We start from the raw sequence: 7,408 nt of genomic DNA on the forward strand, positions 1-7,408 counted from the left end.
CCACTGACAGTGGATGTCAGTGGACCGCTCCTAGCCTGCGGCACATGAACGGCACGAACGACTTCGACTTCCTGCACGGCACCTGGCAGGTGGCCAACCGCCGCCTCACCGCCCCGCTCAGCGGTGGCGACAGCGACATCGGCAGCGACATCGGCAGCGGCATCGGCTGGGAGGAGTTCCCCGGCGAGTCCGTGGTCCGGCCACTGTTCGGGGGCGCGGGCAACATCGACGAGATCGCCTTCCCCACCCTCGGCCGCCGGGGCGCCACCCTGCGCCTGTACGACCGGGAGGCGCGGCAGTGGTCGATCTTCTGGTCCGACAGCCGCACCGGCCGGCTCGACCCGCCGGTGACCGGCGGCTTCACCGGCGACCGCGGCGACTTCCACGGCGACGACACCTACGGCGGCCGCCCGATCCGGGTGCACTTCACCTGGTACCGCCTCGGCCCGGACGCCGCCCGCTGGGAGCAGGAGTTCTCCGCCGACGGCGGCCGCAGCTGGGAGCTCAACTGGACGATGGACTTCACCCGTACCGGCGGGGCGTTCAAGGGGCTCGCCGCATGAGCCTCGTCGTCGAACTGCGCCGGTACACCCTGCACCCCGGCGCCCGGGACACCCTGATCGAGCTCTTCGAGCGGGAGTTCGTGACCGGGCAGGAGGCCGTCGGCATCACCCTCGGCGGCCGCTTCCGCGACCTGGACCACCCGGACCGCTTCGTCTGGCTGCGCGCCTTCCCCGACATGGCCGCGCGCCGCCGGGCCCTGGAGGCCTTCTACTTCGGCCCGGTCTGGCGGGCCCACCGCGACGCGGCCAACGCGACGATGGTCGACAGCGACGACGTCCTGCTGCTGCGCGGCCCGGGGTTCCTGCCGCCGCCCGGCGCCCGCGAGGTGCTCGCCACCGTCTGCCACCCCGACCCGGCCGCCTTCGAGGTCTTCGACGCGTACGCCGCCCGGCACCTCGCCCCGGAACACGCCCTGCACCGCACCGAACACGCCGAGAACGACTTCCCCGCCCTCCCCGTCCGCACCGGCGAGGACGTCCGGGTCTGGTTCGGCCCGGCGGCGGAGCCGCCCCCCTGGCCCCACCACCACCTCCGTCTGGCCCCGGTGACCGGCTAGCAGCTGACCGCTGGCGGCTGCACGCAGGAAGTCGGCCCGTCCGACTTCCTGCGCCGGCCGGTGGGCCGCCGGATATCCGGTGGCACACTCGTTCGCGGGCGGACAGGATCGCGCCATGCATGTATTCCTTGAGACCGAACGGCTCGTCCTGCGCCCGTTCACCGAAGCCGACGCCGACCACCTCCTCGCGCTGGACAACGACCCCGAGGTCATGCGCTTCATCAACGGCGGCGAGCCGACCCGCCGGGAAACGGTCGAGGCGAAGGTCCTCCCCCGGCTCCTCCACGACCACCCGTGCTCCGGCACCCGCGGCTTCTGGGCCGCCGAGGAGAAGGCCACCGGCACCTTCCTCGGCTGGTTCGAGTTCCGCCCGCTCGACGACCACGACCCCGCCGTCGTCGAGCTCGGCTACCGGCTCAACCAGGCCTCCTGGGGCAAGGGTTACGCCACCGAGGGCTCACGGGCGCTGATCGACAAGGGCTTCACCGAGCTCGGCGTGGAGCGGGTCACCGCGAACACCATGACGGTCAACTCCCGCTCCCGGCGCGTGATGGAGAAGTCCGGCCTGACGTTCCTGCGGAACTTCACCGGCGACTGGCCGGACGCGATCCCCGGCTCCGAACACGGCGAGGTCGAGTACGAGCTCACTCGCGCCGAGTGGCAGCAGCGCCGCTGACGACTCCCCCTGGGCCCTCCCGCCCGCAGCCCGCGTGGAACACCGTGCCATGCTTCCCCGGCACTGACGATCATGCCCACCACCGCCTCGGCGGAGAGGAACACCATGCGTTTCCCCTGGCGCCGACGGCCGGTCGGACGGTCGGCACGACTGCTCGACCTCGCGGGTGTCGACCCGCGTTCGGTGGACGCCGACGAGGACCTGGACGTCTGCCGGCAGGTCGCCTTCCGGGTCGCCCGGCGGGATCACGGCGGGACGGCCGAGGTCCTGGCGCTGATCGAGGAGCTGCTGGCGGACGAGGCCGAGTACGCGTTCGCCGTCACCTTCCTGGAGAATCTCCAGAACCTCGCCTCCCACAGCCTGGACGTGTTCCGCTCTCCTGCGGAGACCCGGCTCCTGCTCGGCCCCCGGGCCGCGGTCTGCTGGGACACCGTGGCCGCCTTCTGGGCCGAGGTCGCCGAGTGGCGGGCCGCCAACGGCAAGCCGTTGGAGCCCTCGGCGGCGATGCTCGGCGCGGAGAACGAGCAACTGCGGCTGCTCCTGTGGACCTCGAACCGGACCCTCCCCGGCGGGGAGAAGCTCGGGATCGCGGACGTCGTCCGCTTCGAGAAGGCCGTCGGGTCGTCCCTCCCCGGGTACAGCCACATCGCGGTGGCCCTGAACCTCGCCGGGCGGGTCGGCCCCTGATCGCCGCTGTGCGCGGGAAGTCGGCCGGTCCGACTTCCCGTGCACAGCGGTCCGGCTCACGGGCCGACGAGCTCCGCGAGCTCGTCGGCCGACTCGGGGGTCAGCCGGTAGAAGCCCTGGAGGCTGACGGAGCGTTCGAGGCGCCCGTCCACCAAGTACTTCAACCCCCGCACCTTTCCCCGCTGGTTGCGCCAGGTGAGCTGCCCGAGGAGTTCCCCCGGTATCCGCTGGTCGAAGCGCACGGGCGTCCCCTCCACGTGGACGGCCTCGGCCCCGCAGCCGCCCGCACCGAGCATCCACCAGGCGTCGTGCCCCGGGAAGGCCGGGTCCTGCCAGGTCGCTCGGGCCGCGCCGCAGCACTCGCCGCGCTCCCGGTCGACGATCCGCATCCGGCTGACGACGAACACCTCGCACCGGTTGACGTGCAGCGCGTACACCTCGTCCCCGGCCTTGGCCGTCGACCAGGCGGGCAGCGACTGGTGCACCCCGCTGTAGGCGACGGGCGGACGCTCACCCACCCGGCCCCCCTTGCGGAGGGAACGGCAGGTGTCGTGGGTCCACAGGACGGTGAAGGCATCGGGCATGGCGCCGATCCTAGGAACGGGGTCGGACAGTCCGACCCCCCTGCGCTCAGTGGTGCCAGGCCTGCCCGCCCGTGTTGTGGACGAACCGCTGCAGGACTTTCAGCGTGGTCAGGTACTCCTCGTCGGAGATGTCCGCGTGGCGCTCGGCCCACAGCTCGTCCTGGAGAGCGGCGAGCCGGTCGAAGAACTCCCGCCCCTCGGAGGTCAGTACGAGCCGGCCCCCGGCGGACTCGGCGACCCAGCCGCGCTCGACGGTCGCGTCGATCTCGGCACCGAGAGCGTCCTGTCCGGTGTCGAGGTAGTCGCGCAGCACGGCGGAGACCTCGTCGCGGGTCCTCGGCTCCTCGGCCCGGGCGAGCTGGGCGAGCACCCACCACTGCGGCTGCGTGGTGCCGAACTCGGCCAGCGCCCCACGGGTGCGGTTGACGACGGCCTTGTACGCGGCCCAACTCCAGTAGCCGATGGGCTGCTTGATCAATTCGGCATCGCTGTGCGAGTACTCCACGGCCGATCCCTCCCCTTCGCGTCGATCACTGCGGCAGGACCGACGCTAGGAGGTGAAGCCGACTTGAGGTCAAGCTCCTTTCCAGCGGTAGCAAACTTGGCACTCAGCTCCGGTGTCGCTTGAACTCGCGCAGCAGCGCCAGGAGGTTGATCACGGTACTGGCGGGAACGTTGCCCAGGTCGACGAGCACCCGGCCGTTCAGGACGGTCTCGCCCGGCTTGGCGGACGGCCAGAGGATGCCGAACTCGCGCCCCTCGGTCCGGAGTTCCACGATGAGTTCGGTGAGCTGCGGGCCGGTGAGGTGGTGGATCGCCGGATCGGCCGGATGGATGGGGTGGAGGGCGTTCACGCGGCGCCACCGTCCTGCGACAGCTCGAACCAGACCCGCTTGCCCGTCTTCTGCGGCTCGGCGCCCCATCGGTGAGTGAGGCCTTCCACCAGCTGCAATCCACGGCCGGACTCGGAGAGTTCGGTGGGCTTGCGGCGGGCGGGGAGGAGGGGGCTGAGGTCGGCCACGTCGACCCGGAGGGTGCGGGACTCGACGGAGATGACGACGGCCGGCGAGGGGGTCCGGCCGTGCCTCCAGGCGTTCACGATCAGTTCGGCGAGGGCGACTTCGGCGTCCGCGATCGCCGAGAGGTCGTACCCGGCGCGCGCCATGGCCTCGCGCAACAGCTCGCGGGACACGAGGAGGGAGGGGGAGTTGAGGTTGGGGTCACACATGGGGAGTCTCCCAAACACTACTGACGAACCGTCTGATCGACGGCATGCTTTGAACTGTAGGTGAATCTGCCTCAACTCTGCAACACACTCCGCACATGCCTCTACACTTTCCGTAGCCACATGTTGCGGGAAGGACATGCTCATGGGATTCAGGACTGGCATCAGCGAGCGCCAACGTCGCTTCGGCGAGGAACTTCGCCGACTTCGAGACGCCGCAGGCCTCTCAGCCTTGGAGATCGGCGAGGCCTTGGGAGTGAAAGGTCCGAACATCAGCCACACCGAGGCTGGCAGGCTCGGCCTCAACACTGAACGTTTGAAAGCCTGGTTCGACATCTGCAAGGTCACAGACCCCGAGTACCGGGCTGGCCTCATCGCCATGAGCGAGAGCTCGGGCAAGGGCTGGTGGACCGAGTTCAAGCACCACACGACGCGCAGTGCGCTCGACCTGGCCGAAGCGGAGAGCTGCGCAACGGCCCTGGATACCTACGAATCCCTTCTGATCCCCGGGCTCTTGCAGACCAAGGCCTACAGCGAGGTCATCCAGGGGTACAACGAGAAGATGGTCGAGTTCCGCGGCGAGCGCAGCAGGGTACTCACGGGCAAGAACGCGCCCCCGTACCGCGCCGTGATTCACGAGGCAGCCCTGCACATGATGTACGGAGGGGCAGCGGTCATGCGGGACCAGCTGAACCATCTGATCGAGATGAGCAGACTGCCGAACGTGACGATCCAGATCCTCCCGTTCGACTGCACCACGTACGCTTCGAACGACAGCTCCTTCCTCCTCATCCGAGGAGCACACTCCCGCCTCGACACCGTTCTACTCGACCACCCGCACGGCGGCGACTTCATCGGTGACCCTGAGATCGTGACAACATTTGATCGGAAGTTCGACCGGCTCAGGGGCTTGGCGCTACCACCCCTGTCAGCGGCAACATCCGAGTCATCGCCAGCTCAGCGGGACTCGCTGGGTTTGCTCCAGCACGTCCGCTACAAGGTCCAGGGAAGATAGCCATGCACCAGCTCAACTGGCAGAAGTCCAGCTACAGCAACGACCAGACCAACTGCGTCGAGATCGCTTCTGCCGGCGAGCTGGTCTACCTCCGTGAATCGGACGACCCCACCATCGTCGTCACCACCACCCGCACCAAGCTCAACGCCTGGATCCAGGGCGCCAAGGCCGGCGAGTTCGACCACTTCACCGTCTAAGCCCAGGCTCGGGGCTCAGCAGCCGCCGCAGGGCGGTCGGCGTGTGGCCGAGGTGCTGGCGCACGGTGCGGGTGAGGTGGGCCTGGTCGGCATAACCAAGCTCGGCGGCGAGGGTGCTGATGCTGGTCTCGCCGGCCTCCAGGCGGTCGAGGGCTTGGCCGATGCGGACGCGGTGGCGGTAGTGGGTCACCGAGACCCCGAGGTGGCGCGGGAAGGCCCGGCTCAGGCGGTAGGGGGATACTCCGAGCGACTCGGCCAGTCCGAACAGCGTCCCCGCGGCCGGGTCCGCTTCGGCGATCGCCTCGCGGGCGGCCGCGACGAGGCTCCGGTCGCGCTCGGCTGCCGCGTCGCCCACCAAGGTCCGCCCGGCGACGGTGCGGCCGATGGCCGTCGACAGCAGCCCCACCAGCTCCTCGGCGAGCGCGTAGTCGATGTCCTCCGACCGACCGGCGGCGAGCAGGCGCCGGTGGGCCAGGTCGAGCTTCGGGTCCGTATAGAGCGTCTGTGCGGTCGGTTCCGCCACGTCCCCGGCCAGGGAGCGCCACAGGTGCGGCGCCACGCTGATCGACGTGCAGGTGTCGCCCCCGGCGGGGTGGGCGAAGCTCTCCTCCTCGCCCGGGACGCCCACGTAGCCGAGGGCCGTGTCGATGTCGGCGGGCGCGCCGCCGGCCGTTCTGCGGAACCTTCCACGGCGTACCAGCACCACCCGGTAGTCGGCCCGTACCTCCGGCGCGGACCAGCGGGTGTGGTCGGACCGGCAGGACACCGCGCTGATGGCGAAGCCGGGGCGGGTGGCGACAGGGTCGGCGGTGAGCACCCTTCGAACGCTACGCACCGGGTCTGACAGCCGCGCAAGGATGTTCAAGACCGGGGCGGGGCTGCTGGGCGAGGCTCCTCATCGAAGCCCGTAAGGCTTCCGGTCGTTCACGATTCTGGAGTCCGCACATGCCCGTTCTCGCACAGCTCACCACCGTGGTCGTCGACTGCGCCGACCCGGTGGCGCTCGCCGCCTTCTACCAGCACGCCACCGACTGGGAACTCACCTACAGCGACCAGGACTTCGCCTCCATCGGCGCGGGCAGCACAGGGTCCGGCCTGGCCTTCGTCCGCGTCGAGGGCTACCAGGCGCCGCAGTGGCCCGAGGGGAGCAAGCACCTGCACCTCGACTTCGCCGTCGCCGACCTGGAGGGCGCGGTCGAGGCGCTGCTCGCTCTCAGCGCGTCCCGGCCGGAGTTCCAGCCGGGCGAGGGCCGGTGGGTCGTCCTCACCGACCCCCAGGGCCACCCCTTCTGCCTGGTCCCGGCCCTGACGGCCACCGCGCCCACCGCCAACTGACTGTCCCCCCAGACAAGGAGTACCCCCATGGCAACCGTGCACCGAGAGGTCCTGATCGAGGCCGACCCCGCGGGGATCTGGGCGGCGATCCGCGACTGGGGCGAGGTCCATCACCGGCTCGCCCCCGCGTTCGTGGTCGACACCCGGGTCGAGGGGGATGTCCGGGTGGTGACCTTCGCGGACGGCACGGTGGTACACGAGCTGATCGTCTCGCTCGACGACGACCTCCGGCGCATCGCCTACTCGGTGGTCGGCGGCTCCATGGACGTCGCCCACCACCACGCCTCCATGCAGGTGTTCGCCGAACCCGGCGGTCGCAGCCGCTTCGTCTGGGTCACCGACGTGCAGCCGCACGGCCTGGCGGAGCCCATCGCCGCGATGGTCGACCAGGGAATCCGGGTGATCCGCCGGACCCTGGAGGCCGCCGCCCTCGCTTCCTGACGCCCGCGGCATGCCCGCGACATACCCTCGACGGCTCTGAGAGGGTGTTCGGTAGGGGAATCCCCCCAACTGTCCGGCTTTCACTGGCGCGGCACGGACTCGGTTCCAGGATCCCGTAGCGGCCGGGC

13 protein-coding genes are annotated in these 7,408 nt (G+C 70.2%); 8 read left to right on the top strand and 5 right to left on the bottom strand.

Features of this window, described 5'->3' with window-relative positions; translation table 11 throughout:
- Positions 1-44: 44 nt before the first annotated feature.
- The 4 genes from ACFY2K_RS30030 to ACFY2K_RS30045 all read left to right on the top strand — a co-directional run bounded on the left by ACFY2K_RS30030 (position 45) and on the right by ACFY2K_RS30045 (position 2,483).
- Positions 45-563, top strand: coding sequence for a hypothetical protein (locus tag ACFY2K_RS30030; protein WP_380638888.1), 519 nt, complete (start codon positions 45-47; stop codon positions 561-563).
- Positions 560-1,120, top strand: coding sequence for an NIPSNAP family protein (locus ACFY2K_RS30035; RefSeq protein WP_380521866.1), 561 nt, complete (start codon positions 560-562; stop codon positions 1,118-1,120). The genes ACFY2K_RS30030 and ACFY2K_RS30035 overlap by 4 nt, the downstream gene beginning before the upstream one ends.
- Positions 1,121-1,235: 115 nt before the next feature.
- Complete coding sequence (locus ACFY2K_RS30040; RefSeq protein WP_380638890.1) at positions 1,236-1,796, top strand: GNAT family N-acetyltransferase; 561 nt, start codon at positions 1,236-1,238, stop codon at positions 1,794-1,796.
- Between the two features lie 72 nt (positions 1,797-1,868).
- On the top strand, positions 1,869-2,483 hold the full coding sequence (locus ACFY2K_RS30045) for a hypothetical protein (RefSeq protein WP_387715597.1): 615 nt from the start codon (positions 1,869-1,871) through the stop codon (positions 2,481-2,483).
- A 56-nt stretch (positions 2,484-2,539) separates the two neighbouring features.
- Here ACFY2K_RS30045 and ACFY2K_RS30050 read toward each other — a convergent pair whose 3' ends face one another.
- The 4 genes from ACFY2K_RS30050 to ACFY2K_RS30065 all read right to left on the bottom strand — a co-directional run bounded on the left by ACFY2K_RS30050 (position 2,540) and on the right by ACFY2K_RS30065 (position 4,295).
- Positions 2,540-3,067: a hypothetical protein gene (locus ACFY2K_RS30050; protein WP_387715600.1), complete on the bottom strand. Its 528-nt coding sequence runs from the start codon at positions 3,065-3,067 to the stop codon at positions 2,540-2,542.
- A 46-nt stretch (positions 3,068-3,113) separates the two neighbouring features.
- Positions 3,114-3,572 (bottom strand): MarR family winged helix-turn-helix transcriptional regulator, encoded by a 459-nt coding sequence (locus tag ACFY2K_RS30055; protein ID WP_380638894.1) that lies wholly within the window; start codon positions 3,570-3,572, stop codon positions 3,114-3,116.
- 103 nt (positions 3,573-3,675) lie between these two features.
- Entirely contained in the window at positions 3,676-3,921 is a 246-nt protein-coding gene (locus ACFY2K_RS30060) for a hypothetical protein (protein ID WP_375888509.1), read from the bottom strand.
- Entirely contained in the window at positions 3,918-4,295 is a 378-nt protein-coding gene (locus ACFY2K_RS30065; protein ID WP_375888510.1) for an ATP-binding protein, read from the bottom strand. Before ACFY2K_RS30065 ends, ACFY2K_RS30060 begins: the two co-directional genes overlap by 4 nt.
- A 142-nt stretch (positions 4,296-4,437) precedes the next feature.
- On the opposite strand from ACFY2K_RS30065, the gene ACFY2K_RS30070 reads away from it, so the two are divergent.
- Together ACFY2K_RS30070 and ACFY2K_RS30075 are read left to right on the top strand one after the other, a co-directional pair.
- On the top strand, positions 4,438-5,307 hold the full coding sequence (locus tag ACFY2K_RS30070; protein WP_380521876.1) for a helix-turn-helix domain-containing protein: 870 nt from the start codon (positions 4,438-4,440) through the stop codon (positions 5,305-5,307).
- Between the two features lie 2 nt (positions 5,308-5,309).
- The gene (locus ACFY2K_RS30075) at positions 5,310-5,504 is read left to right on the top strand and encodes a DUF397 domain-containing protein (protein WP_380590698.1); all 195 of its coding nucleotides are present in this window, start codon (positions 5,310-5,312) and stop codon (positions 5,502-5,504) included.
- Here ACFY2K_RS30075 and ACFY2K_RS30080 read toward each other — a convergent pair.
- Positions 5,494-6,321 carry a helix-turn-helix transcriptional regulator gene (locus tag ACFY2K_RS30080; RefSeq protein ID WP_387715605.1) on the bottom strand — a complete coding sequence of 276 codons (828 nt, stop codon included), beginning with the start codon at positions 6,319-6,321 and terminating at the stop codon, positions 5,494-5,496. The genes ACFY2K_RS30075 and ACFY2K_RS30080 overlap by 11 nt on opposite strands.
- Positions 6,322-6,449: 128 nt before the next feature.
- Between ACFY2K_RS30080 and ACFY2K_RS30085 the strand changes: the two genes are divergently transcribed.
- Together ACFY2K_RS30085 and ACFY2K_RS30090 are read left to right on the top strand one after the other, a co-directional pair.
- A complete protein-coding gene (locus ACFY2K_RS30085) occupies positions 6,450-6,839 on the top strand; it encodes a VOC family protein (RefSeq protein ID WP_387715608.1) in 390 nt (129 codons plus the stop codon).
- Positions 6,840-6,866: 27 nt separating this feature from the next.
- Complete coding sequence (locus ACFY2K_RS30090; protein ID WP_380521884.1) at positions 6,867-7,280, top strand: SRPBCC family protein; 414 nt, start codon at positions 6,867-6,869, stop codon at positions 7,278-7,280.
- Positions 7,281-7,408: the final 128 nt, after the last annotated feature.

The organism is Kitasatospora sp. NPDC001309 (genome assembly GCF_042896295.1).
Taxonomy (GTDB): Bacteria; Actinomycetota; Actinomycetes; order Streptomycetales; family Streptomycetaceae; genus Kitasatospora.

Coding starts and splice junctions, on each gene's coding strand:
- ACFY2K_RS30030 (WP_380638888.1), top strand. CDS start 45: ATGAACGGCACGAACGACTTCGACTTCCTGCACGGCACCTGGCAGGTG.
- ACFY2K_RS30035 (WP_380521866.1), top strand. CDS start 560: ATGAGCCTCGTCGTCGAACTGCGCCGGTACACCCTGCACCCCGGCGCC.
- ACFY2K_RS30040 (WP_380638890.1), top strand. CDS start 1,236: ATGCATGTATTCCTTGAGACCGAACGGCTCGTCCTGCGCCCGTTCACC.
- ACFY2K_RS30045 (WP_387715597.1), top strand. CDS start 1,869: ATGCCCACCACCGCCTCGGCGGAGAGGAACACCATGCGTTTCCCCTGG.
- ACFY2K_RS30050 (WP_387715600.1), bottom strand. CDS start 3,067: ATGCCCGATGCCTTCACCGTCCTGTGGACCCACGACACCTGCCGTTCC.
- ACFY2K_RS30065 (WP_375888510.1), bottom strand. CDS start 4,295: ATGTGTGACCCCAACCTCAACTCCCCCTCCCTCCTCGTGTCCCGCGAG.
- ACFY2K_RS30070 (WP_380521876.1), top strand. CDS start 4,438: ATGGGATTCAGGACTGGCATCAGCGAGCGCCAACGTCGCTTCGGCGAG.
- ACFY2K_RS30075 (WP_380590698.1), top strand. CDS start 5,310: ATGCACCAGCTCAACTGGCAGAAGTCCAGCTACAGCAACGACCAGACC.
- ACFY2K_RS30085 (WP_387715608.1), top strand. CDS start 6,450: ATGCCCGTTCTCGCACAGCTCACCACCGTGGTCGTCGACTGCGCCGAC.
- ACFY2K_RS30090 (WP_380521884.1), top strand. CDS start 6,867: ATGGCAACCGTGCACCGAGAGGTCCTGATCGAGGCCGACCCCGCGGGG.